The sequence below is a fragment of the Acinetobacter sp. genome, assembly GCF_041911495.1.
GTDB lineage: Bacteria > Pseudomonadota > Gammaproteobacteria > Pseudomonadales > Moraxellaceae > Acinetobacter.
This window is the reverse complement of the sequence record NZ_JAYROT010000080.1, coordinates 29,108-51,093: the sequence shown is the minus strand read 5'-3', so window position 1 is coordinate 51,093 and position 21,986 is coordinate 29,108. Positions and strand designations below refer to the sequence as shown.

Below are 21,986 nucleotides of genomic sequence, written 5' to 3'. Positions count from 1 at the left end.
TCGACAAGCCAATCATGTTTCGCCAAAGATTAAAAGGATTTTCAATGTCATCTTCCACATCAGTAAAAACTCACGCCAAACAAATCAAAATCCCTGCAACCTACATGCGTGGCGGTACCAGTAAAGGTGTATTTTTTAAACTGACTGACTTGCCAAAGGCGGCGCAGACAGCAGGGCGGATTCGTGATCAACTTTTACTGCGTGTCATTGGCAGTCCTGATCCTTACGGCAAACAAATTGATGGCATGGGCGGTGCAACATCAAGTACCAGTAAGACAGTCATTTTGTCGAAAAGTGAAGTTGCTGATCATGATGTGGACTATCTATTTGGGCAAGTTTCGATTGATGAAGCTTTTGTCGATTGGAGTGGGAATTGTGGCAATTTAACTGCTGCGGTGGGTGCATTTGCGATTAGTAATGGTTTAGTCGATGCAGATCGAATCCCTGAAAACGGTATTTGTACAGTACGCATTTGGCAGAAAAATATTCAAAAAACCATCATTGCGCATATTCCGATGGCTGATGGTGAAGTACAAGAAACAGGTGACTTTGAACTGGATGGCGTGACGTTCCCTGCGGCGGAAGTACAAATCGAATTTCTTGATCCTGCCGATGATGGTGAAGATGGCGGTGCGATGTTTCCTACAGGAAATGTGGTGGATACGCTTGATGTGCCTAATATTGGCAGTTTTCAAGCGACCTTTATCAATGCAGGCATTCCAACGATTTTTCTAAATGCAGAAGATTTGGGCTATACAGGCACAGAGCTCCAAGATCACATTAATAATGATAATGACGCACTCGCAAAGTTCGAAACAATTCGTGCTTATGGTGCGTTAAAAATGGGTTTAATCCAAAATGTTGCAGAGGCAGCATCACGTCAACATACCCCCAAAATTGCCTTTGTCGCCAAACCGATTGATTATGTCTCATCAAGTGGCAAACAGGTTTTATCAAGTGATATTGATGTGTTGGTGCGCGCACTGTCGATGGGGAAACTGCACCATGCCATGATGGGAACAGCAGCGGTGGCAATCGGTACAGCAGCGGCTATTCCAAATACTTTAGTCAATCTTGCAGCAGGTGGTGGTGAGCGTCAAACAGTACGCTTTGGTCACCCATCTGGAACGCTGAAAGTCGGTGCAGAAGCGATACAACATAATGGTCAATGGCAAGTGAAAAAAGCCATCATGAGCCGAAGTGCACGAGTAATTATGGAAGGTTGGGTGCGTGTGCCTGCGGAGACTTTGCAATAACCTTATTAAAAATAATGAAATTTTAAGGCATTGAGTCAATACAAATTGGCTCAAAATGTTCTTTTCTTATATATACATCTTCAAGATGAATTGGTTCGTATGGGAAATGCGTCATCCTCATTTCATATGGAGTTAACGCTAATATTTGGAATGATTTTTTCAGCGAATGATTTTTCTCATAAAATGAAATGATATTGTTGCTGTCAATGTAGAAGTCTAATTTCTCTTGATGATCAATCTGAAAATTCTGTGTTTCCGCATTACAGGTCATGGTATAAAAAGTTGCCTGTTTTTTATCATCAATCTCAATTAAATTCGCTACATTTGGACTAGATGGTAATAATGACCAAAAGCCAATAATACGCTTTGGCTCAAATGCAGACACAATAGAACTGCCACACATGAGCAGTAAATAGAACGTTAATTTTAAAGATAGATTGTTGTAATTCAATCTGAACCTCTACTTTAGTCAATCAGCGACTCAAATGCGACGGCAACGTGGTGAGCAAAGAATCACCAAGGCGTTGGATTTCATCCGCATTCAAATGTTTATTTAAACGATGCCATTGCCCATCAAGCAAAATCTCAAGTGGTGCATATTGCGATTTATAATTCATCTTGTTGGAATGTGGCACCCAATAGCCAAGATAAAGATAACTTAAACCCAGACTTTTTACATAGTCGATTTGATTGAGAATGGAATACACGCCTAAGCTACGTTTCGCTTCTTCAGGTTCAAAGAAAGTATAGACCGCAGACAACCCATCATCGAGTTGGTCACAGGTTGCGACACTCAATAAACGATCATCTTTCCAAAGCTCAAGGAAAAAACTATTAGTACAGCTATTGACTAGAAACTTTTCGAACTGTTCATAGCTCGGTGGAAACATATCCCCATCATGATGACGCAGACGAATATATTTCTCATACAAGGCATAATGATGATCTTGCGCTTGCGAGGTTGGCGTAATACGCATTTCTAAATCTTGATTACGCTTGATGGTCTTTTTTTGTTGGCTATTCGGTGTAAAAAGCGCAGCAGGCACACGAGAAGAAAGACATTGCCGACAGAGATGACATTCTGGACGATAAACAAAGTCACCGCTACGGCGAAAACCCGAACGGGACAGTTCAGTGAGTGTGACTGTGTCGATGCGTTGGATTGGATCAAGAAAAACCATACGTGCCGAGCGACGAGTTAAATAACTACAGTCATGCGGTGGCGTGATGTAGTACTGCAAATCATCTAATGAAGTGAGTGGCGAGTATGATTTCATTGGCAATACCTATTTTGCGGAGTGGTGATTGTCAATTGGTTGATCTATTGCGCAGAAGATACCAAGCTGTGGTTTTCTGCAAGTCCTTTCGTAGAAAATACACTGTTTTGATACGGTTGCCAATCAATATTCGGATGTGCAATTGTTTTTTCTAAAGATTGTAAAAAGTCAGCTCTTGGTAGCGCGGTAGCACCTAAACTCAGCAAATGATCGTTGACCAATTGACAGTCTACCCACGGCAAATTTTCCTGTTTGGCAAATAACATTAAGGCATAAAATGCCATTTTTGAAGTATCGACACGTCGATTAAACATCGACTCGCCAAAGAAGCCACGTCCAAAGTTCAGTCCGTACAATCCGCCGATCAGATCTTCACCATCCCAAACTTCGACACTGTGCGCAAAACCGAGCTCATGTAATGCAACATATTGTTCAATGATCTCATCACTAATCCAAGTTTCTCTGGCGTAGCTACGAGGCGCTGCACATTGAGAAATTACCCTCTGAAAAGCCTGATCAAAACGAATCTGATAATCAAACTTTTTCATGTTGCGAATTAAGCTTTTACTGGGTTGAAATTGTTCAGGATAAATCACACATCGTGGTTCAGGACTCCACCAACAGATTGGATCATCTTCATTAAACCACGGAAATAATCCCTGCTGATAAGCGCAAATCAAGGTCGAAGGTTGCAAGTCACCACCAATGCAAATCAAGCCTTGTCCATGCGGATCAGCCTCGTTAATATCAGGAAAATCATAAGCACAAAATGCGCTGATTCGACTGTCATGATCGGTGTGGGATGTGGACATATGATGCCTGTTTTAAAATTCTTTTAGAAAAATTATAAAGCAATTTAAAAAATGAAAAGTATCAAATACGCAAAACTGAAAAAGCTGGCCTAAAAAAACCAAAGCAGCATGCGTCACTTTGGTTTTAAATGATTGGTTAATAACAGATATAGATTAAAGATTGTCTAAATACACATCTGCATCTAAGGCAGCCATACAGCCCGAGCCAGCTGAAGTGATCGCTTGACGATAGACGTGATCAGCAACATCACCTGCAGCGAATACACCTGCAACACTGGTCGCAGTCGCATTGCCTTGTAGACCGCTATTAATCACGATATAGCCATCTTTCAAAGTCAATTGATCTTGGAAGATTTCTGTATTTGGCTTATGACCAATCGCCACAAATAAACCTTGTACATCAATATCTTGGGTCGAACCATCTTGAGTAGACTTGATGCGTACACCAGTCACACCTGTTTGGTCGCCAAGTACTTCGTCAACTTGGTTGTTCCAAAGAATTGAAATTTTACCTTCTTTCTCTTTGGCAAAGAGGTGATCTTGCAAAATTTTCTCAGAACGCAAGCTGTCACGACGATGTACCAAGGTCACATGCGAAGCGATATTTGATAAATACAAAGCTTCTTCCACAGCAGTATTACCGCCACCAACGACCATGACTTTTTGATTTTTATAGAAGAAACCATCACAGGTTGCACATGCACTGACGCCTTGCCCCATGAATTTTTGTTCAGATTCTAGACCGAGATATTGTGCAGTCGCACCAGTAGCAATGATTAAAGCATCACAGGTGTATTCGCCCATATCGCCTTTGAGGACGAATGGACGGGTTTTTAAATCCACTTCATTGATATGGTCGTAAAGTAGCTCTGTGCCAAAGCGTTCAGCATGTTCTTGCATGCGCTCCATCAATGCAGGACCTGTCAAACCATGTTCGCCACCTGGCCAGTTATCAACTTCTGTAGTTGTAGTAAGCTGACCGCCAAGTTGCATACCTGCAATTAATAAAGGTTTTAAATTTGCACGTGCAGCATACACCGCAGCACTATAACCTGCAGGACCAGAACCGAGAATAATCAATTTTGAATGACGTGCACTCATTTACTTTTCCTTAAATTTAATAGCATTGAAGCATATGCGCCAAGTATACGTGATTTGGCTATGAATTTGGGGCTTTCTTCGACGTGTAATTTTAATCATGAAAATCATCTTTTTCGATTGATTTGTGTGAATTAAGCCATTCGGAAATTACGACATATGTGAGTGCTCTTCAAGCCAACTCACCAATTTTGGCCAAAACTGTTCTGCATTACTGCGACCTGAGATCATACCGAGATGTCCACCCGGCACAGATTGTAGTTCAATGTCTTGACTTGAAGTAATTGAAAGTAAAGGTAACATCGCTTGTTCAGTTACGATATCGTCGTTGTCACCGTAGGCGATGAGCATGGCACTCTCAATACGTTTAAAATCAAAATGATAATTTTTGTAGTTCGCTTGACCTGTTTTTAATGGATTTTGTAGCCAAACCCATAACAACATATCTCGATTAATCGCACCTGGGTAATCCACCATATCATCTAAAAAGTCGGATAAGGTAGCATGTGCTTCAACTGTGCCAAGATCATGGGAATGTTTGAGCATTTGCCAATGGGTATCTAAGGTTTTGATTGGATTTAAAAGCTTATAACCTAATGCGTTGAGCCATCCCGAAGTATGTAGGAGGTGGTTATTCATTGCTTTTTCAAGCCAAGCTTGACGTCCTTTTTGATCTATCTTGAACAGCTTGTGTGATTTTGCAAAAAGTTGCCCAATCGGTCCCGAAGCATGTGCATCAATTGGGCTACCCATAATGACGATGTTGCGAATATCCTGATCTTGATTCGATGCGCTATAAAGTAAGGTGAAAATCCCACCCATGCTCCAGCCGTGTAGCGAAACATCTTGGCTGTTGGAATGCTTTCGCACAGCCTGCATAAAGTGCGGAATTGCTTTAAAAATAAAATATTCAAAATCCAAATGGCGATCACGACGATTGAGTTTTCCCCAATCCATCAAATACACATCGAAGCCGTTTGAAGTCAGGTAGCCAAGTAGAGAGCGCTCTGGAAATAAATCATAGATCGACATCTTTACCGCAAGTGGCGCAACGATGACCAAAGGAATGCGTTTGGTTGTCGGCGTTTGACTTGGATAATAGCGTAGCTTTGCCTTGTCAAAAGTGGAAACGATTTGAAATGCCAATTGTTCTGACTGCATTTGTGATTGCTGATCAAAAACACGTTGCGTTAGATGCTTAGTCGCAGGTTTTATACGACGTTCAACTAGCCGTTTCAAACGTGTTGATGGACGTTTCTTGATTGCTTGAAATGGCGGTGTCGGTTTTTGGGGCATATCGTTCATATCAATCCATTTGAAGTTGCCATTTTGAACTTGTGATTTCGACGATGCGATTTTAATGTTGAGAACTTGATCACAAGGCTTCAATTTGGCTTTAATACAGATTTCTCAATCAATTTCTAAATTAACTTTTAGCAATGAATAAGTGATTCATACCATGCTGATTTGACACTACCTTTGGTGGTGAAATTCACATTCGCTATCCACTGATGCAAACTGTACTGAACTTTTTTAGATTTTACCTTGACCAAAACTATCAGCACTAGCAAAATGAAGTCAGTTTTTTGTATAGGGCAGTCCTTTTGACTGTAAACACATGTCTCAATCATCTGATTCTTTAGAAGAAAATGAATATGCTTTAGCCACTTTGGCAATTCGTACAGGTCACGATCGCACCCATGAAGCGGAACATAGCGAACCAATTTTTTTAACCTCATCATTTGTCTGTGAAAGTGCAGCTGATGCAGAGGCAAAATTTTCAGGGAAAATCGAGGGAAATACATACTCTCGCTATACCAATCCGACGGTACATACTTTTGAAAAGCGCCTCGCAAAACTCGATGGCGCAGAGCGTGCAATCGCCACCAGTTCTGGCATGGCAGCAGTGCATGCGATGTGTATGGCGTATCTCAAAGCAGGCGATCATGTGATCTGTTCACGTGCGGTATTCGGTTCGATCATTTCATTGTTTGAAAAGTATGTGATGAAGTTCGCTGTGGAAGTGACCTTTGTCGATCTTGACGATCTCGATGCTTGGAAAAATGCGATTCGTCCAAATACACGATTACTGTTTATCGAAACGCCGTCGAATCCATTAGCGCAAGTTGGTGATATGCAAGCGATTGCCGATATTGCCCATGCGCATGGCGCACTGTTTGCGGTGGATAATTGCTTCTGTACGCCAATGTTACAACAGCCGATTAAGTTTGGTGCAGATTTGGTGCTCTATTCAGCGACTAAATATATTGATGGACAAGGACGTGCGCTCGGTGGTGCAGTCGTTGGTAGTCACAAACTACTTGAAGAGGTGAATGGTGTCATTCGTACACTGGGCAACTCGATGAGTCCGTTTAATGCATGGATCTTCCTAAAAGGTTTAGAAACCTTGAATATCCGTATGAAAGCACACTGTGAAAATGCACAGAAACTGGCAGAATGGCTTGAGCAACATGACAATGTTGAAAAAGTTTACTATGCAGGATTGCCATATCATCCAGGGCACGAGCTCGCCAAGAAGCAACAAAAAGGCTTTGGTGGCGTGGTATCATTTGTGGTGAAAAATGCTCGTCAAGGCGCATGGCATGTGATTGATAGCACTAAATTCTTATCCATTACCAGTAACTTGGGTGATGTTAAATCAACGATTACCCATCCTGCGACCACTTCACATGGCAGAATGTCGGATGAAGCGAAGCAAGCCGCTGGTATCGTGGAAGGTTTGATCCGTGTATCGGTTGGATTGGAAGATATTGATGATATTATTCATGATCTTAAACGTGGTTTAGATCAATTATAATCTTCTCAGTTTGAACTGTTACAGTGTTAACTTCGCTCGAAGTATTTTATATACATCTTCGCTCAGTTGCCTTTTAACAGACCAAACTGCATTGATTATAAAAGTATGAATTTTTGAAATAGTCGTAATTAAGTTAATTTTGAAAGAAAGGATAACACTATGAATATCAATATGTTGATGCAACAAGCACAGCGTATGCAAAAGGATATGGAAGGCAACATCAAAAAAGCCAAAGAAGAGCTTGCGCAAACTGAAGTGCACGCTGAAGCAGGAGGTGGCTTGGTTAAAGTCACCATGACAGCTCGCTTTGTGGTGAAACGTATCGAAATTAATCCTGAATTATTGCAAGATGATGCCGATATGATCGAAGATTTGATTGCTGCTGCGGTCAATGATGCAGTGCGCCAAGCGGAAGCGGTTTCTGATGAAAAACTCAAAGGTGCGAATAGTGGTATGGGATTGCCACCAGGTTTATCAGGGATGTTCTAATTCGATATTTAAAATTCGTGTTTTAAATAATCGCTGTTCGCAATCAGTTGAGTGTGTTTATATCGAACACACTCAAATTTTTAAATGATTTTTCAATCTGTAGTGTTCTGTAGTTATGTATAGCGATCGCTTTAGTTTACTTGTGCAAAAGTTGCGTTTATTGCCCAGTGTTGGCTCAAAGTCAGCACAGCGTATGGCATTGCATTTATTGATGCGACAACGTGTCGGCGCACTAGAACTCGCTCAAGCGATCACCGATGCAGTAGAACATATTCATGAATGTTCAGTCTGTCATTCATTGACCGAGCTTGAGGTTTGTGAGATCTGCTTGGACACCGAGCGAGATCAGCAAGTACTGTGTGTGGTGGAATCGCCTGCAGATGTGTTTGCGATTGAGCATAGTGGTAGTTTCAAAGGGCGTTATCATGTGTTACATGGGCATTTATCACCACTAGATGGGATTGGTCCTGAAGAGGTGGGGATTCCGCATTTACTGCAACGCTTGAGTGATAGGCAAATTCAAGAGATTATCCTTGCCACCAATGCCACAGTAGAAGGTCAAGCGACAGCGCATTATTTAGTTGAAGCTTGTCGCCAACTGCCAGTTCGTATTAGTCGGATTGCACAAGGCGTACCGCAAGGTGGTGAGCTTGAATATGTCGATAGTCATACCTTGCATCAGGCGTTGACGCATCGTTTGATGCTCAATCAGGATTAAGTTGTTGTAGCGAATTCTGTGTTTAGGTTCAGGCTTAGATTTACTTTTATAATTTGTACTATCAATACTGTGTGATTGATTAAGGAATTTTATGCACTACCAATGGATTGCATCGCAAGCAGAATTGCCTGCAATCAGTGAAAAATTAAAACAAAGTGCAAGCCATGCGCTCGATACCGAGTTTATCAAGGTCGATACGCTGTACCCAAAATTAGGTGTATTGCAGATCAATGTTGATGAGCAGGTGTATTTGGTTGATGGCAATCTTGATCTATCAATACTTTGGCAACCAATTTTTGAGGCGAAGCAAAATATTTTCCATGCTTGCGGAGAAGATGTTGACCTCATTTATCATTATGCACAGCAAAAGCCACTGACCAATATTTTTGATACCCAAGTCGCTATGGCGTATCTCGGCTATGGTATGCAGATTGGTTATCAGCCTGCGGTGGAAACCATTCTAAATATTCAAGTGGAAAAAGATCAAACGCGTTCAGATTGGTTGGCACGCCCACTGACCCAAGAGCAAGAGCAGTATGCCGCCAATGATGTGTTGTACTTACAGCAACTTGCTGATCGTTTAATTGATGATTTAAAAGATAAAAATTTATATAACTATGTGCTAGAGGATTGCCAAAGCTATTGCCAATCTTTAGCGCAAAATTATTCTCCTAAAGATGCGTATTTGGATATGGCGAACTTTCGACATAGTTCCAAACAACTGATGCAACTCAAACAGCTGATGACGTGGCGAGAAGAACTTGCACTTCGAGAGAATAAACCACGGAGTTATATCTTGAAAAATGGCACGATTCAAAAAATCTTAGAACGTCATCCAAAGACACTTCACCAGTTGGCGAGTCAGTATGAGATTCGTTCGAGTGTTTTGCGTGAATACGGCAAACATATTTTAAGCTTAATTAATGATTTGCCTGACCAATCAACATGGTTAAAACGGCTACCTAGACCTTATCGCTATCAACTTAAGGAAACCAGTTCAGCGATTGAGCAATTATTGAATAACGTCAGCCAAGAGTTATCTGTACCAATAGATATTCTCATGCGCAAAAAATGGATGACACAACTGCAGGTCTTTGCAACGCAAGATCAGTCAAATTTAGATCAATTGAATCCTTATTTATTAGGATGGCGTTTGGAATATGTGACCAAGCCAATTCTTGCCTTAATTGCTCAGGATATGGAAGCACCGCCACAGTCTGTTTAGCATAAAGTTTTATGATCATTGAAATTGACGCAGTGTTTATTTTGAAACTATGTATATTTTGAAACTATGTATATTTTGAAACTGTGAATATTTCGAAACTACGTATATTTTCAAACTACGTATATTTTCAAACTAGGTAAACTTTGAAACCGTAACTTTGCAGTCACCATTTGCAATTCTTCCTAAGACATTTCGGTGTATGCTCAATTTAACTAGAGATAAGTTGTGCTGTTAGCGCGTTTATTTTTTGTGGTTTTGCGACGATGTATTGCTTTGCATTTAGACTTCATAATCGCTTCAAGTTATAATTCGGCACGGTTTTGCTTTCAAAAGCAGTTTTCCCTCGAATAACATCAATGAGTAATGCAGATGATTTGTGATATTTATCGATCAAGCAAACGTGATGAGATGTATCTTTATGTAGCACGTCCTGCACAGCAACAATGCGAATCGGATGCGCAAGATGAGAAGATAAATCCTTTTGAGAACGTCCCTGAAAGCATGCAAAAAGCCTTTGGTCGAGCAACTTTTGTCATGCAACTTGAACTCACTCAAGAGCGTAAGTTGGCACGCGTTTCTACAATGCGTGTACTCGATGCACTACAGACTCAAGGTTATTTTGTGCAGATGCCACCAGATGGTTTGATTAACCCGAATGCTGTTGCGCCTGAAGGTTTGCGAGGAGCATAAATATGGATCAGATCTTAGCTGGATTGCAGTCTTGGTGGTATGGCTTTCTGAGTTTGTTTGATGCGATTCCAGAAGACACCATCGCCATCACTGTCTATGTTGGCGGGACAATCATTGCACTGTGCTGTTGGTATAGCGTAGCAAAGCGTTTACCAAGCCCACTCGGTGCTTTGACGTGGATTATTCTATTTGCATGCTTGGCGACACCGACTGTATCAGAAGGTGAAAATGCAGGACTTGCACCTGCGTTGATCGGCATGATTTTTGGAATTTTAACTAAAGAGCAGAATTTAATTTGGTCGAATTTGTCGGCGATTTTATTCGTGGCTGCGGTATGCTTTTTGGTGATGTTCTTTTGGTCGCGTTATCAAAATCAACGTAAAAAACTGCATCAAAACTAAGCTTTCAAGATTAGCTTCCAAGTTAAATATCAAAGCTCAGCTTTAAGTTGACGCCAAAGTCAGCTTCAAAGTTAAAGTTTAAATGAATAACGCTAAAATCGTTGCAAAGTCGAAAATCAGTCAATGTATTTTCGCAAAACTTTTTCTTTATTAGCATTTATATATCGGATTGAACAGGACATTTCATGCAAACTCAAAAATTTGAAGGCACTTCACAGTATATCGCTACAGAAAGTTTAAAGTTGGCTGTCAACGCAGCACGTACTTTGCAAAAACCATTGTTGGTGAAAGGCGAGCCAGGTACAGGGAAAACCTTGTTAGCTGAGCAAGTGGCGGACAGTTTGGGCATGAAGTTGATCACTTGGCACATCAAATCGACGACCAAAGCACAGCAAGGCTTATACGAATATGATGCGGTGTCGCGTCTGCGTGATAGCCAGCTTGGTGATGATCGTGTTTATGATATTAAAAACTACATCAAACCGGGGAAATTGTGGGAAGCCTTCACCAGTGAAGAACGCTGTGTGCTGTTGATTGATGAGATTGATAAGGCGGATATTGAATTTCCAAACGATTTATTGCATGAACTCGATCGTATGGCGTTCTACGTCTATGAAACAGGTGAAACCATCAGCGCAAGCCAACGTCCGATTGTGATTATTACTTCAAATAATGAAAAAGAATTGCCTGATGCGTTCTTGCGTCGTTGCTTCTTTCATTACATCGAATTCCCTGATGAAGCGACCATGCGTCAGATCATTGATGTGCATTTTGAAAATATTAACAACACACTCGTGTCAGAAGCACTCCAAATTTTCTTTAAATTACGTGATGTACCAGGTTTGAAAAAACCACCTTCAACTAGTGAGCTGATAGATTGGTTACGTCTGTTGATGGCAGATGATGTACCTGAAGATGTACTGCGCAATCGTGATAAAAGCTCAGCGATTCCGCCGATGTATGGTGCATTGCTCAAAAATGAACAAGATGTGCAGTTGCTTGAGCGTTTAGCCTTTATGTCACGTCGCTAAGCGAAGCAGACGAGGGCAGAAGAATGTTTATTCGCTTATTTTACAAGCTACGCAAATATGGCGTGCCTGTTAGCACACGTGAGCTGATTGATCTCAATCAAGCTGTTGCGGATGGTGTGGTCTTTGCTGATCAAGAGCAATTTTATCAATTGGCTCGTACTGTCATGGTCAAAGACGAGCGTTATTTTGATAAGTTTGACCGTGCGATTAAAGATTATTTTGAAGGCATTGAAAGTTTTGATATTGATGATTTACTCAATCAAGTTAAACATTTGCCTAAAGATTGGTTTGATCTTGAATTGCTCGAAAAACATCTAACGCCTGAACAACGAGAAGAATTGCTTAAAGCAGGCTCTCTCGAAGAGTTGATGAAAATGTTGGAAGAACGCTTGCGTGAACAACATAAAAAGCATCAAGGTGGCAATCGCATGATCGGGACAGGTGGCACATCGCCATTTGGCGCATTTGGTGATCATCCTGAAGGTGTACGGATCGGTGGACCTGGACGCAAAAAGTCTGCGGTGAAAGTCTGGGAACAACGTAAATATCAAAACCTCGATGACGATCAAATTCTCGGTACTCGTCAGATGCAAATGGCGCTACGTCGTTTACGTAAGTTCGCCCGTCAAGGTGCTGAGGAAGAGCTGGATATTGATTCCACCATTCAAAAGACCGCACAAAAGGGCATTTTGGATGTACAAATGGTGCCTGAACGTCGTAACCGTATTAAAGTGTTGATGTTATTTGATATCGGCGGTTCGATGGATGCGTATATCGCCCAGTGTGAAAAACTCTTTAGTGCAGCTAAGACCGAATTTAAAACCTTAGAATATTTTTATTTTCATAATTGTCTGTATGACTATGTCTGGAAAGACAATAACCGCCGTCAAAGTAGCCGTATGGAAACTTTTGACTTATTTCATACCTATGGCAAAGACTATCGTGTGATCGTGGTCGGTGATGCAAGTATGGCACCGTATGAGCTATTTTCTGAAGGTGGTTCGGTAGAATATATGAATGCGGAAACAGGTGTGGTGTGGCTACAACGTCTGCGTAAACACTTTGAAAAAACGGCGTGGCTCAATCCTGAAGAACAAAATTACTGGCAATATACCCAGACCATTCAAGGCATTAAACAAGTCTTTGAAGATCATATGTATCCAATGACACTTAAAGGTCTTGAGGATATGACGAAATATTTGTCACGCTAATTTATTTTAAGCAGAAGAATGAAGTAGACAAAATAAAGGTCAGTCAAGATGCGAGGCTTAACTGACCTGAGTCTTCGATTTGGGACGTGCATAAGATGCCATGATTACCACGTCGCAAACTTGAGAAAATGATCATCATTGTGAATATCGAATCCATTGATCTAAATGGCTAACTGCGGATGCCGTGCAAATTAGACTTTAGAATAGATCAGAGAGAATATGATCAATGTTATCCTATAAACGTCATGATGAGGGGATTGGTTGACAAGATATTTAGAAAAATTTGAATATTTTCGCCATTTTTTTAAATTAAAATTTAAAATTCAATCTATTCATCAACTTATCCAAATCACCTTAAATCAATCATTCTGTGAAGATCTTATGAAACAATCGTTGCCTTATATCATCTATTTTCTGTGTTGGTTGATTGCATTGACGTTTGCGCTTGGTGCATTGGGTATGCTACTTCCTCAAGTGTTTAGCATGTTGGTACTTTTACCGTACATGATCAGTTTTTATTTGATGGCTAGGCATTTCGTCAAAAAGATGAAAGATGCTCCTGATATGACGACACGATGGTATCTCAGCATAGGCTGTGCAACTGCATTTTGGTTTTATAGCATCATTGCAGGGATTGTTGGGATTTTCTTGTTACAAGGTGGTGTGGACTTCGCACCGATCGCACATGCGCTCAGTAGTACAGCATTTGTTTTTGTTTTCTTATCAATCTTCTTAATGGTGAATGCGTTTTTGGTGTTGCTTGGTTTTTGGTTTTTGGGTAAGCCAACACAGATGATGTTGAAGAAATATCAGAAATAAATAACTCTTTAGGGTTAATCACAAAAAATCACGCCGAAGCGTGATTTTTATTACATATGTTCGAATTATGAAGCAGCAAAGCTAATACGACGGTTACGGAATTTACCTTACCAATGATTTTAGTCGCAAATAATGAAAGGTGTAATCAAATTACCTTCATTTTCTTGACTGCTTGGATTATTCAGTACATGAGGTAATACAGCTGATTTTATCTGCTCGACCCTCAAGTGTCGCTTATTGTATTAATGTATAGGCAACTTATCAGAAAAAAATCAGAGTAATTAGAAATGTATCTAACCTAATGCATTGCCTCATCATTCGCAAAAATCTTAAAATCATAAAATTGCATTCATCAACTTCATAATCGATATAACATGATCATCATAACTAAATATCATAAATCAATGCGCTAAATATTTGTTTACTATTCCATCTCAATCATTTTTTCTGTAAAATAGCGCATCCCTTACCTGCAGGTCGTATTGCATGGTGCAATCGAGCCGAACAGGTATCTAAAAGAGGTTGTTATGGCAGTTAAGTTAAAAACTCGCCGTGGTGCAGCTAAACGCTTCAAAGCGACTGCTAACGGTTTCAAACGCAAGCAAGCGTTCAAACGTCACATCTTGACCAAAAAATCTGCAAAGCGTATTCGTCAATTACGCGGCTGTGTAATGGTTCATGTTTCTGATATGAACTCAGTTCGTCGTATGTGCCCATACATCTAAGGAGATTTTAAATGGCTCGTGTAAAACGTGGTGTAGTGGCGCATCGCCGTCACAAGAAAATTCTTGCTCGTGCAAAAGGTTATTATGGTGCTCGTTCACGTGTTTATCGTGTAGCGTTCCAAGCTGTGATCAAAGCTGGTCAATATGCTTACCGTGACCGTCGTCAGAAAAAACGTCAATTCCGCGCTTTGTGGATTTCACGTATCAATGCTGGTGCACGTCAAAACGGTTTGTCATATAGCCGTATGATTGATGGCTTGAAAAAAGCACAAGTAATCATCGACCGTCGCGTATTGGCTGACATCGCTTATCATGATGCGGTTGCATTTGCTGCTTTGGCTGAAAAAGCGAAATCTGCATTGGCTACTTAAGTCATTGATATTAAAAAAACGCACTTTATGTGCGTTTTTTTATGCCTGAAAATCCATATTGAAAAAGCGAATTAAAAAATCCGCTTTTCATCTTGCTTAGTTGGTAAAGTCGCAATGGTCTGTTTTAATTTTTCTGCAATGGCAAGGTAATGACTTGCAGTCACATCTTCTGCGATTACACTTGGTTTGCCTTGATCAGTATTTTCACGAATTACCGCATTGAGTGGCAGATGACCAAGCAACGGCACGTGATATTGCGTCGCAAGCTGATCACCACCACCAGTCCCAAATATCTGATCTTCATGACCGCAATTCGAGCAAATATGCGTAGACATATTTTCCACCACACCAAGCACTTTGATATTCACTTTATTAAACAGTTCAATGCCTTTTTGCGCATCCATCAGCGCTACATGTTGCGGTGTGGTCACGATCACTGCGCCAGACACAGGAATGCGCTGTGCCAAAGTCAGCTGAATATCACCAGTCCCCGGTGGCATATCAATGAGTAACACATCAAGATTCGGCCACTGGGTTTGGTTGAACAGTTGCATCAATGCACCAGTCGCTTTGGGTCCACGCCACGCCACAGGTGTGCGTCCATCACCAGTGAGGTGACCAATTGACAGTACAGGCATGCCATAGGCATTGAGCGGGACGAATTGTTCATTCTCAATCAGTGGCGTTTGACCTTCATTACCGAGCATAGTTGGAATGCTTGGACCATAAATATCCGCATCTAGGACACCCACTTTTAAACCTAACTGTTGCAGAGCAAGTGCAAGATTCACCGTCGTGGTGGATTTACCGACGCCACCTTTACCTGATGCGACTACGATCACATGTTGAATATGCGGATGAGCTTTCACATCGGACTGCGTTGGCGCAGGCTTTTTAATGGGTACTTCATCATTCTTTGGCTGATATGTGCTTTGGGGTTGATCGGTTTGTTGCGCATTATTATCAATTGCTACATTGCCACTGGCATCTTGTACAGGTGGCAGTTTTGTAGTGCTTGAATGCTTTGCGGTATTTGCAGGTTTTGCTTCATTATTTGCTTGAGGATTTTTCTTTTGCACCACATGTAGATTTAAAGTTTCGACACCTGCTTTTGCCAAATCTTCACTGAGCGCATCATGGATCTGCTGAAGATTGTCAATTTCACTTTCATAGACAAAGATACTCAGTTGCAAGGTATTTTGTTCAATTTTCAGCTGAGTAATACGATCTTTTAAAGCATCATTGCTTTTTGGGAGTTGGAACTGTTCGAGATATTGTTCAATGCGTTGCTCATTCAGACTTGGCGAAGTCACCGCTTCATTGCTAGGGGAGAACTTTGCTTTTAAAGCAGAAAACCAAGACATGAAAAACTCCAAAAGCTGATCGCACAAAGACGTAGTGTATCGAGAAATTTTAAAAATATTAAGTAAAAACCACGCATTTACTATTCAGCTTTTTGACAAAGTTTATCGAATAATCTGAATAGGGCAAAAAATGATGCAATCGCCGAATTAACCTGAAAAATGTATAGCAAGTTTTTGCATGGCTTGACCACGATGGCTGATTTTATTTTTTTCAGATTTTGGCAATTCCGCACTTGAGCAATTCAACTCTGGAACCCAAAACAGCGGATCATAACCAAAGCCTTGTACGCCACGAATTTCCGTTAAAATTTCACCATGCCATAAGCCTTCAACCACTATCGGCAATGGATCATCAGCATGACGCACCAATACGAGAACACAAACAAACATTGCAGGAATCACGGTATTTTCACCACGAAACGGCAAAAGCGATGCTAAAAGTTTGGCATTATTGGCATCATCATTGCCATGTTCACCTGCATAGCGTGCCGAATAAATCCCCGGTGCACCGCCCAAGATCGGTACGACTAAGCCTGAATCATCTGCAATCGCAGCTTTACCAGACTGACGAGCGGCATGGCGCGCTTTGATGATGGCATTTTCAATAAAGCTCAGACCATCTTCAATGGCATCTTCGATCCCCAGCTGTGCTTGCGGAATGATTTTGGTATCGAGATTGAGGTTGGCAAATAAACTTTCAAATTCAGCCAGTTTACCTTTGTTGTTGCTGGCGAGCACCAATTCTTCACCTTGCCATTGTTGTCGTTTATTGTGTAAGTCTGATGCTGAAAGTGCCATCGTTTTGCCTTTTATGATCTAAAAAATTTCTGAAAACGAATTATAAGAAAAAGTCAACATTTGCAAAACAACAACAATGTTAATTGACTGATTTTTAGGAGTAGTCAGTGCGTGGAAATATTTTGAAACAGTGAAGCGGACAGAGTGACTTTACAGCAAAAACAATTGATCTAATCTAGAGAATACCGCCTCTGAAAATACAACTGGAAGTTATGCAAGCGGAACATCTCATAACGAAGCTTTGTGTAGCATCATGAAGCAGATATTGAGTTGAAAAAACACTGAAATAAGAGGTAATTAGCCCATGTCACTCAACCCGAAGAAAGCATTTAAACATGCGACTTTTCATCGTATCGAGCTACTTGCAAGCCGGGCTTGCGGATGCTTTCAATGTCTAAAAATCTATACGCCTGACGTGATCGAACAATGGTCGGATCAGGGCAAAACCGCACAATGTCCATACTGTGGTGCCAACTCAGTGATTGGCGATGCGTCAAAATTTCCGATTAATGATAAATTCCTGATGAGTTTGCAGCAGAGCTTTAGCTAAGAAGCCAACTGAAATTCAGAAATTAATCCGATGGAAATGAATACACCGAAATCATAAGCAGTCTAAGTCATTCCTATTGCAAATGTATGACACCTATGTTCTTACATTATAGGTTTCAATACATTTTTAGGTCTGTCTACATTTTAGGATTAAGCGTTCAAGCTGAAACTTAAAATGAGCTTCCTGGTTTGATTTCGGTGTTTGCTTTAAAGAAGTTAGATAATTCGAAAAACTAACTCGAAAACCAACTCAAAAACTAACTCGACTTACGTTTCACTAATTCAATCCACCAATTGTCTTGATGATGATTTTTCCATGCAGGATGTTCAATTAACAGGTTGAAATCACAGCTTGGATGATCTGCGTATTTTTTCAACCAATGACGTGTCATAGCCACTTCTTTTTGAGAAATCGCAGCATATGCAAGCATAAAGAAAATATCGACATCTTGATAATGCGACAGTGGTTTCAGTACTTGCTGGGTGATGAGTGCAAAACGAGTTTCACCTGTCACTTCAAAATAAATCATATATGCCTGCGCAAGATGTAAGGACAGCGCAAGATAAAGACTTAACGGCATCTCATCAACTTCAACACGTGCTTGCTCAAGAATCACAATCGCTTCTTGCAAAAAGTGAATTTGCTCTGATTTGACACGGCTGTGTGTGACCAATTCGAGACGTAACTTACCACGTTCTAATGCAAGTTCAGACGAGTTCTCTTGTAGATAAGCTTGATCAGTTTCACCAATTTTACTGATGAGTAGTTTGCTTGCTTCGCTCATAATGCCTCGCTCAATTGCTTTGAATGTAAACTAAGGAATAGACCTTAAACCCTACAGCTATAAATGAGGGTGAATTGGATTTAATCAAGTTGCAATGAGGTGACTAACTTGTATACTTTAGCCATTCAAAGTTAAGGATAAAATGGCATCTTTAGGAGGCGCTGTACTAACTTGAATCGCCAATCGTCCCGGTTGAACACGTAAACCGCAAATTTCAAATTGATCGACCAATTGGCGAACGAGTTCTTTGCTTTCACGCAGGATATTCAGCCCCGGTAAAATACTGAAATCGGTCAGGCTAATGAGTCGCTCGGTCATCCAAGATCGGTTGTTAATAAAATCTATGAATCCTGCTTTCTCAAGATCAATGTACCAAAGGCGATGTTTTTCTTGACGAATTCCCGGAATATCTCGAATCAGGTGATTCATAATTTTTGCTACTGGAATACGGTTGATGACTTCAAAGCCAACTTTGCCGACACGACGTGTTGCCCAGTTGGTCATGGTGCCTGCATGACGCACTTGTAGATCAAGGTGCTCATCAGTTTGTTTTAAGCGTAAAAATTTCTCTTTACCTAGCCCACATTCCAGTACATCGAATTTTAAGGTGAGGCGATAGAGTACACGGCTGTAATGCCCATCGACTTCGATCTGAAATTGATCTTGCCCACATTGCACTGTGATGTTGTCAATATCTTTAGAATCGACTCGGCTACGGATTTGTTTATTGAGCAGGACTTCGGGTAAATACAGCGTAATTGGATTATTCCCAAGGAAGTTTTTCGCCATATTGAGGCTGACACTTCGAGCGACTTCACTGGTTTCTGTGACCAGTCCTCGGACTGCCTTCGTTGAGTAATTCTTCATACCAACCACGCTGTTTTTGGTGTGTTGGCTGATTTGATCGAGGGTGTCTAGCGTCGTATTGGTAACATGTCCAAGCGCACCCACAATATCCGTCGTCGTATCAGTGGCGAAGTTTACTGCGATTTTTGCACGTTTAAGCGTAGAGCTAAAAGTCTTGTTGAGGAGTTCCCGAGAGTTTGGCTGATTCACATCAATACCAGTATCAAAATAATCCACACTTCGACTCATTTCAGGTTCGATGTCTAGTTCTGGTTCGAGCTCTGATGCTGATTTTGATACTTGTTTTAATCCTAATTTTGAGTCTTGATCTGTTAGTGGTGTTATTTCGGTGTTGCTACTATCTTTTGAAATGTTTGTTGAAATATCAGGTTTTGCTATTTTCGTTTTGACAGGTTCAGGTTGTTTAAGCGGATTTGATGACTTTTTTAAGGTTTTGCTAAGTGAATCATTTTGAGTCGGCATGTCCGAATTGACGTGATCGTCGTTCTGATCGTGCATGTCATACTCCTGTTGTTATTGTCCGAAATGTCCTAAGCGACGATAAAAAAGCAATCCAATGTGCACCAATATGTAACTATCGTAATGCCTTCTTTGGAATAATTTTAATATAACAAAATTCTAGGCAAGATTGTCAATGACTTAGACGTGGCAATTTTTGGATTATTTTACAGCGAGGTTTTCAGTTAAATGCTTTAACTCGGGATTTTAACCGAGTACAGGGTCGCTATTACGCATCCAAGCTGTGATGGAGAGTCGATCTTGCTTAGTTTCAACCACTTCATGCAGGAGATCACTTTGGAACAATACCAAACGATTTGGCTGTGGCTCGATCACATGCCATTGATCTTGAATGTCTTGTAGACGAAGTTGACCTTGCCAATTATCGTGCCATTCAGGATGTAGATAGTAGACGGTGGAAAATACTCGACCATTTTTTTGTTGTGGATTGTCCCGATGTAGGGCGTAGAATTCACCTGCGTGATAACACGCAAAATGCGCTTCAATATCTCGAATGCCTGCAAAAAAGTAACGATTTAAATCTTGTGATAAGCATGCTAATTGTTCGATATGTTTTGAAGCCAAAGTCAAATGTGGCTCAATCCATAGGATATGATCGCTACGAATCTCCGTCATTACACCATCTTGAATAGATGCTTTACGAAATTGATCTAAGTGCGTACTGCATTCTTGCTGAAGCGCTTGCATATATTCCAAAGGATAAAGTCCATCAATGATGCTAAAACCTTGAGTCTGCATCTCATCAAGAATTTTATCGAGATGAAATTGTGCGTTGAGCGCATCGCTGTGCTGATTCATAACAAATGCCGTGCAAAAGTGTGATGGTAAAATGATCATAAATTGGGTTTACAATACGATTTTGCTTATTCGCATTGTATGAAACAACACATTTGAATCAGCTCGGCTATTGTAATGTATGTCTATAATGAAAGTCATCGAGAAAGTCGTACAACTGACGCACAATATTACAAATCATTTCATGCTAAAATTAAAGGGTCTGTTGACATTTCACAGATGCTTGCGACAATAGATGGTTTTTAGGCGATACTAGGCATAAATGAAGAAACTTAGTTACTCTAAGTGATTTATTTATAACGACGTAGCGCCAAAAAGCATCCTTGTCCCGAAGGGTTATTGCTAAAACTGCCATAAACTTCGTTATGAAACTTGACAAGGGAGCGACCATTCTCTGCGTTTCATGCCTCGTTTCTGTTGTTTTAGCGAATAACGCAAGGCATGTATGAAATATCAGCAGACCCTTAGCCATTCAATCATTTAAATTTAAGCTCAATGAATTATCGTCACCATTTTCACGCAGGTAACTTTGCCGACGTGATGAAGCATGTATTGCTGATGCAACTTTTACAACAAATGAATGCCAAAGATAAGCCGTATCGCTATGTCGATACGCATGCAGGCGCAGGCAAGTATAATTTGGCAGATGCACCTGCACAGCGCTCTGGTGAGTATTTGTCAGGTATTCATCGTTTGATGCAGCTCAACAGTAAAGCTCGCAAACAAGCACCTGAAATCGTACAAGATTATCTCAAAGCAGTAGAAAATCTACGTGAAACAGAGGGTAAGGGTGTATATCCTGGCTCACCGTGGTTTGCCCTAGATACTATGCGTGAGCAAGATGTGGCAACGGTTTTTGAGTTGCAAAGTGATGTCTACGCACAGCTCCGTCACAATTTGTATGATCGACGTTTACAAAGTCATCAACGTGATGCCTATGAAGGTTTGTTGGCGGTGATTCCACCAAAAGAGAAGCGTGGTGTGGTGATGATTGATCCACCGTATGAAATCGAGCGTAAAGACTTTCCGCAGTTGGTCGAACTGATTCAAAGTGCCTATAAGAAATGGTCTACAGGCGTTTTTGCAATTTGGTATCCGATTAAAGATCGTGCCATGATTGAGCGTTTTGAAAAGAAAATGCAAAAGACTGGTATTCGCCGTCAGTTGGTCTGTGAAATCTGCGTGTGGCCTGATGATACGCCAGTCGGTTTGAATGGTTGTGGTTTACTTGTCATTAATCCACCGTGGCAGTTTGATCAACATGCCGATGATGCTTTGCAATGGTTATTGCCACATCTCAAAATGGCAGAAGGCGCACAGGCAAAAGTAAAATGGTTGGTGGGTGAGTAAGTTTGACTTGCTCACACT

General features: G+C 40.9%; 24 protein-coding genes. 14 read left to right on the top strand and 10 right to left on the bottom strand.

Features of this window, described 5'->3' with window-relative positions:
* Positions 1-44: 44 nt before the first annotated feature.
* Complete coding sequence (gene prpF, locus ACE3PQ_RS10625) at positions 45-1,256, top strand: 2-methylaconitate cis-trans isomerase PrpF (RefSeq protein WP_374297645.1); 1,212 nt, start codon at positions 45-47, stop codon at positions 1,254-1,256.
* 22 nt (positions 1,257-1,278) lie between these two features.
* Here the strand turns inward: prpF and ACE3PQ_RS10620 are convergent, their stop codons facing one another.
* The 5 genes from ACE3PQ_RS10620 to ACE3PQ_RS10600 all read right to left on the bottom strand — a co-directional run bounded on the left by ACE3PQ_RS10620 (position 1,279) and on the right by ACE3PQ_RS10600 (position 5,748).
* On the bottom strand, positions 1,279-1,641 hold the full coding sequence (locus ACE3PQ_RS10620; RefSeq protein WP_374297643.1) for a hypothetical protein: 363 nt from the start codon (positions 1,639-1,641) through the stop codon (positions 1,279-1,281).
* Positions 1,642-1,729: 88 nt separating this feature from the next.
* Complete coding sequence (locus ACE3PQ_RS10615) at positions 1,730-2,533, bottom strand: arginyltransferase (RefSeq protein WP_374297640.1); 804 nt, start codon at positions 2,531-2,533, stop codon at positions 1,730-1,732.
* A gap of 44 nt (positions 2,534-2,577) precedes the next feature.
* A complete protein-coding gene (gene aat, locus ACE3PQ_RS10610) occupies positions 2,578-3,345 on the bottom strand; it encodes a leucyl/phenylalanyl-tRNA--protein transferase (protein WP_374297638.1) in 768 nt (255 codons plus the stop codon).
* A gap of 153 nt (positions 3,346-3,498) precedes the next feature.
* Complete coding sequence (gene trxB / locus ACE3PQ_RS10605; RefSeq protein WP_298893029.1) at positions 3,499-4,446, bottom strand: thioredoxin-disulfide reductase; 948 nt, start codon at positions 4,444-4,446, stop codon at positions 3,499-3,501.
* Positions 4,447-4,593: 147 nt separating this feature from the next.
* Positions 4,594-5,748, bottom strand: coding sequence for an alpha/beta fold hydrolase (locus ACE3PQ_RS10600; RefSeq protein WP_374297635.1), 1,155 nt, complete (start codon positions 5,746-5,748; stop codon positions 4,594-4,596).
* 313 nt (positions 5,749-6,061) lie between these two features.
* On the opposite strand from ACE3PQ_RS10600, the gene ACE3PQ_RS10595 reads away from it, so the two are divergent.
* The 11 genes from ACE3PQ_RS10595 to rplT all read left to right on the top strand — a co-directional run bounded on the left by ACE3PQ_RS10595 (position 6,062) and on the right by rplT (position 14,941).
* On the top strand, positions 6,062-7,261 hold the full coding sequence (locus ACE3PQ_RS10595) for an O-succinylhomoserine sulfhydrylase (protein WP_374297633.1): 1,200 nt from the start codon (positions 6,062-6,064) through the stop codon (positions 7,259-7,261).
* Positions 7,262-7,420: 159 nt separating this feature from the next.
* Positions 7,421-7,750 carry a YbaB/EbfC family nucleoid-associated protein gene (locus ACE3PQ_RS10590; RefSeq protein WP_374297631.1) on the top strand — a complete coding sequence of 110 codons (330 nt, stop codon included), beginning with the start codon at positions 7,421-7,423 and terminating at the stop codon, positions 7,748-7,750.
* A gap of 115 nt (positions 7,751-7,865) precedes the next feature.
* Positions 7,866-8,468, top strand: a complete 603-nt coding sequence (recR, locus tag ACE3PQ_RS10585; protein WP_374297628.1) for a recombination mediator RecR — start codon at positions 7,866-7,868, stop codon at positions 8,466-8,468.
* A 91-nt stretch (positions 8,469-8,559) separates the two neighbouring features.
* Positions 8,560-9,693 (top strand): ribonuclease D, encoded by a 1,134-nt coding sequence (locus ACE3PQ_RS10580; RefSeq protein ID WP_374297626.1) that lies wholly within the window; start codon positions 8,560-8,562, stop codon positions 9,691-9,693.
* Positions 9,694-10,062: 369 nt separating this feature from the next.
* A complete protein-coding gene (locus ACE3PQ_RS10575) occupies positions 10,063-10,383 on the top strand; it encodes a YcgL domain-containing protein (RefSeq protein ID WP_374297625.1) in 321 nt (106 codons plus the stop codon).
* Between the two features lie 2 nt (positions 10,384-10,385).
* Positions 10,386-10,784, top strand: a complete 399-nt coding sequence (locus ACE3PQ_RS10570) for a hypothetical protein (RefSeq protein WP_374297623.1) — start codon at positions 10,386-10,388, stop codon at positions 10,782-10,784.
* A 185-nt stretch (positions 10,785-10,969) separates the two neighbouring features.
* Positions 10,970-11,815: an AAA family ATPase gene (locus tag ACE3PQ_RS10565; protein WP_374297621.1), complete on the top strand. Its 846-nt coding sequence runs from the start codon at positions 10,970-10,972 to the stop codon at positions 11,813-11,815.
* 23 nt (positions 11,816-11,838) lie between these two features.
* Complete coding sequence (locus ACE3PQ_RS10560) at positions 11,839-13,026, top strand: VWA domain-containing protein (protein ID WP_374297619.1); 1,188 nt, start codon at positions 11,839-11,841, stop codon at positions 13,024-13,026.
* Positions 13,027-13,407: 381 nt separating this feature from the next.
* Entirely contained in the window at positions 13,408-13,845 is a 438-nt protein-coding gene (locus tag ACE3PQ_RS10555; protein WP_374297617.1) for an ABZJ_00895 family protein, read from the top strand.
* 527 nt (positions 13,846-14,372) lie between these two features.
* Positions 14,373-14,570, top strand: a complete 198-nt coding sequence (rpmI, locus tag ACE3PQ_RS10550) for a 50S ribosomal protein L35 (protein ID WP_092614686.1) — start codon at positions 14,373-14,375, stop codon at positions 14,568-14,570.
* An 11-nt stretch (positions 14,571-14,581) separates the two neighbouring features.
* The gene (rplT, locus tag ACE3PQ_RS10545) at positions 14,582-14,941 is read left to right on the top strand and encodes a 50S ribosomal protein L20 (protein WP_374297615.1); all 360 of its coding nucleotides are present in this window, start codon (positions 14,582-14,584) and stop codon (positions 14,939-14,941) included.
* Positions 14,942-15,012: 71 nt separating this feature from the next.
* Here the strand turns inward: rplT and ACE3PQ_RS10540 are convergent, their stop codons facing one another.
* Positions 15,013-16,305, bottom strand: coding sequence for an Mrp/NBP35 family ATP-binding protein (locus ACE3PQ_RS10540; RefSeq protein ID WP_374297612.1), 1,293 nt, complete (start codon positions 16,303-16,305; stop codon positions 15,013-15,015).
* A gap of 147 nt (positions 16,306-16,452) precedes the next feature.
* Positions 16,453-17,103: an RdgB/HAM1 family non-canonical purine NTP pyrophosphatase gene (rdgB, locus tag ACE3PQ_RS10535; protein ID WP_374297610.1), complete on the bottom strand. Its 651-nt coding sequence runs from the start codon at positions 17,101-17,103 to the stop codon at positions 16,453-16,455.
* Positions 17,104-17,407: 304 nt separating this feature from the next.
* Between rdgB and ACE3PQ_RS10530 the strand changes: the two genes are divergently transcribed.
* Positions 17,408-17,653: a cytoplasmic protein gene (locus ACE3PQ_RS10530; RefSeq protein WP_241571082.1), complete on the top strand. Its 246-nt coding sequence runs from the start codon at positions 17,408-17,410 to the stop codon at positions 17,651-17,653.
* 256 nt (positions 17,654-17,909) lie between these two features.
* Here the strand turns inward: ACE3PQ_RS10530 and ACE3PQ_RS10525 are convergent, their stop codons facing one another.
* From ACE3PQ_RS10525 to ACE3PQ_RS10515, 3 genes are all read right to left on the bottom strand, one after another.
* On the bottom strand, positions 17,910-18,437 hold the full coding sequence (locus tag ACE3PQ_RS10525) for a hypothetical protein (protein ID WP_374297607.1): 528 nt from the start codon (positions 18,435-18,437) through the stop codon (positions 17,910-17,912).
* Positions 18,438-18,554: 117 nt separating this feature from the next.
* Positions 18,555-19,532 (bottom strand): hypothetical protein, encoded by a 978-nt coding sequence (locus tag ACE3PQ_RS10520; protein ID WP_374297659.1) that lies wholly within the window; start codon positions 19,530-19,532, stop codon positions 18,555-18,557.
* A 477-nt stretch (positions 19,533-20,009) separates the two neighbouring features.
* Positions 20,010-20,621, bottom strand: a complete 612-nt coding sequence (locus tag ACE3PQ_RS10515; protein WP_374297605.1) for a 2OG-Fe(II) oxygenase — start codon at positions 20,619-20,621, stop codon at positions 20,010-20,012.
* Between the two features lie 492 nt (positions 20,622-21,113).
* On the opposite strand from ACE3PQ_RS10515, the gene ACE3PQ_RS10510 reads away from it, so the two are divergent.
* Positions 21,114-21,968: a 23S rRNA (adenine(2030)-N(6))-methyltransferase RlmJ gene (locus ACE3PQ_RS10510; RefSeq protein WP_374297603.1), complete on the top strand. Its 855-nt coding sequence runs from the start codon at positions 21,114-21,116 to the stop codon at positions 21,966-21,968.
* Positions 21,969-21,986: the final 18 nt, after the last annotated feature.

Bases quoted from the DNA above. Each gene is read 5' to 3' on its own strand.
- ACE3PQ_RS10580 (WP_374297626.1), top strand. From the start codon at position 8,560: ATGCACTACCAATGGATTGCATCGCAAGCAGAATTGCCTGCAATCAGT.
- aat (WP_374297638.1), bottom strand. From the start codon at position 3,345: ATGTCCACATCCCACACCGATCATGACAGTCGAATCAGCGCATTTTGT.
- ACE3PQ_RS10590 (WP_374297631.1), top strand. From the start codon at position 7,421: ATGAATATCAATATGTTGATGCAACAAGCACAGCGTATGCAAAAGGAT.
- prpF (WP_374297645.1), top strand. From the start codon at position 45: ATGTCATCTTCCACATCAGTAAAAACTCACGCCAAACAAATCAAAATC.
- ACE3PQ_RS10555 (WP_374297617.1), top strand. From the start codon at position 13,408: ATGAAACAATCGTTGCCTTATATCATCTATTTTCTGTGTTGGTTGATT.
- ACE3PQ_RS10515 (WP_374297605.1), bottom strand. From the start codon at position 20,621: ATGAATCAGCACAGCGATGCGCTCAACGCACAATTTCATCTCGATAAA.
- ACE3PQ_RS10615 (WP_374297640.1), bottom strand. From the start codon at position 2,533: ATGAAATCATACTCGCCACTCACTTCATTAGATGATTTGCAGTACTAC.
- ACE3PQ_RS10570 (WP_374297623.1), top strand. From the start codon at position 10,386: ATGGATCAGATCTTAGCTGGATTGCAGTCTTGGTGGTATGGCTTTCTG.
- ACE3PQ_RS10520 (WP_374297659.1), bottom strand. From the start codon at position 19,532: ATGAGTCGAAGTGTGGATTATTTTGATACTGGTATTGATGTGAATCAG.
- ACE3PQ_RS10560 (WP_374297619.1), top strand. From the start codon at position 11,839: ATGTTTATTCGCTTATTTTACAAGCTACGCAAATATGGCGTGCCTGTT.
- ACE3PQ_RS10600 (WP_374297635.1), bottom strand. From the start codon at position 5,748: ATGAACGATATGCCCCAAAAACCGACACCGCCATTTCAAGCAATCAAG.
- ACE3PQ_RS10565 (WP_374297621.1), top strand. From the start codon at position 10,970: ATGCAAACTCAAAAATTTGAAGGCACTTCACAGTATATCGCTACAGAA.
- recR (WP_374297628.1), top strand. From the start codon at position 7,866: ATGTATAGCGATCGCTTTAGTTTACTTGTGCAAAAGTTGCGTTTATTG.
- rpmI (WP_092614686.1), top strand. From the start codon at position 14,373: ATGGCAGTTAAGTTAAAAACTCGCCGTGGTGCAGCTAAACGCTTCAAA.
- ACE3PQ_RS10530 (WP_241571082.1), top strand. From the start codon at position 17,408: ATGTCACTCAACCCGAAGAAAGCATTTAAACATGCGACTTTTCATCGT.
- rplT (WP_374297615.1), top strand. From the start codon at position 14,582: ATGGCTCGTGTAAAACGTGGTGTAGTGGCGCATCGCCGTCACAAGAAA.
- ACE3PQ_RS10575 (WP_374297625.1), top strand. From the start codon at position 10,063: ATGATTTGTGATATTTATCGATCAAGCAAACGTGATGAGATGTATCTT.
- ACE3PQ_RS10540 (WP_374297612.1), bottom strand. From the start codon at position 16,305: ATGTCTTGGTTTTCTGCTTTAAAAGCAAAGTTCTCCCCTAGCAATGAA.
- ACE3PQ_RS10595 (WP_374297633.1), top strand. From the start codon at position 6,062: ATGTCTCAATCATCTGATTCTTTAGAAGAAAATGAATATGCTTTAGCC.
- rdgB (WP_374297610.1), bottom strand. From the start codon at position 17,103: ATGGCACTTTCAGCATCAGACTTACACAATAAACGACAACAATGGCAA.
- ACE3PQ_RS10525 (WP_374297607.1), bottom strand. From the start codon at position 18,437: ATGAGCGAAGCAAGCAAACTACTCATCAGTAAAATTGGTGAAACTGAT.
- trxB (WP_298893029.1), bottom strand. From the start codon at position 4,446: ATGAGTGCACGTCATTCAAAATTGATTATTCTCGGTTCTGGTCCTGCA.
- ACE3PQ_RS10510 (WP_374297603.1), top strand. From the start codon at position 21,114: ATGAATTATCGTCACCATTTTCACGCAGGTAACTTTGCCGACGTGATG.